The organism is Streptomyces sp. NPDC057543 (assembly GCF_042801895.1).
GTDB lineage: Bacteria > Actinomycetota > Actinomycetes > Streptomycetales > Streptomycetaceae > Streptomyces.
Genome location: NZ_JBHVFF010000582.1, coordinates 1 through 1437 on the forward strand (window position 1 = coordinate 1; position 1437 = coordinate 1437).

The 1437-nt window shown below is 66.9% G+C and carries 1 protein-coding gene; it reads right to left on the reverse strand.

All coding sequences use genetic code 11. The features are described from left to right. Window positions 1–141: 141 nt before the first annotated feature. The gene (locus ACFU8Q_RS41445) at window positions 142–1377 is read right to left on the reverse strand and encodes an IS701 family transposase (RefSeq protein WP_384465382.1); all 1236 of its coding nucleotides are present in this window, start codon (window positions 1375–1377) and stop codon (window positions 142–144) included. Window positions 1378–1437 lie beyond the last annotated feature (60 nt).

The window sequence follows — 1437 nt, forward strand, 5'->3', positions numbered from 1 at the left end:
CACTAGTAGTACTTCGTTAGGTTGGCTGGCTTGGGTGGTGTTCTGGCGGGGCCGGGGCGGGTATGTCGCGGTGGCAGGTGGGGCATGTGCCGGTCCATGCGCGCATGAGGTCCTGGAGCGTGTCGAGGACTTGGTAGAAGGTCAGGCCGGCGCTTGGGCTTTTGGGTCGAGGCGTCGGAGGGTGAGAAAGGCGTGAGCTGCGGTGACCAGGGCGGCGTGGTGGTGCCAGCCGCGCCAGGTGCGGCCTTCGAAGTGGTCCAGGCCCAGGCCGTGTTTCATCTCGCGGTAGTCGTGCTCGATCCGCCAGCGCATCTTTGCCAGCCGGACCAGGTATCGCAGTGGGGTGTCGGTGGGCAGGCTGGTCAGCCAGTACTCGGTGGGCGTCTTCTGGCCGGTGGGCCATTCGCTGAGCAGGGTCAGGACGGGCAGTACCCCGTCCCAGGCGGAAGAGCCTCCCGCCTGGGCCATCGCATCGGTGCGGGCTGCGACACCGGCTGGACGCACACTCTGCACCCGGAATCTCGAGCGCATCGGACCTTGGGAGCCTTTGCGCCAGGTCGCCTGCCGATAGGCCTTGCGACCGGATTCGGTAGCCAGGCCTTTCAGCGAGAGCGCCTTGGTGCGGTAGCGGGCGGCGGGCTTGCGTCCGTTCCCGCTCCAGGTGGGTGCGGTGGGCACAGCGTCGTACGGGTGGGCGGATTCATCCGCCCGCACCGCGACGACGAAGTCCAGGCCGCGATCGGCCAGGGCCTGCCGGAATGCGTTGTTCTGGCCGTACCCGGCATCCGCAACAATCACCTGCGGGGCAAGGCCCCAATCGATCGCCTCGTCGATCAGGTCCAGGGCCAGCCGCCACTTCTCCCGGTGCCCCACTCCCTCAGGGATGCCGGCGCTGGACCGACGCGCGGTGTCGTCCTGCCACTGCTGCGGCACGAAAAGCCGCCACGAGATCGGCACGGAGGCGGTGTCGGACGCGGCATGCAGGCTCACCGCAACCTGGCAGTTGGACTGCTTGCCCAGCGCCCCGCACCACTGCCGGGCCACCCCCACCGACATCTTCCCGTCCTTGGGGAACGACACGTCGTCGATCACCCACACCTCAGGATCGACTACCGGAACCGTTTTGACGGCCACCGCGCGCAACACCGCAGCGTGGTCCCACGGCGACTGGTTCACGAATTGCTGCAAGGCCTGCATGTCGCCGTCCGGCAACCGCGCGGCCATCGGCTGGATCGACTTCCTACGACCGTCCAGCATCAACCCACGCAGATAGCAGTCGCCCTTCGCCCGCTGATCCCGGCGCGGCACGGACGCGAACACCTCAGCCACGAACGCAGCCAGCTCGCCCCGGAGTTGCTCGATCTCCCCCAAGTCCACACGAGCATCATGCCTGACCCAACATCCAAGATCAAATCAACCTAACGAAGTACTACTAGG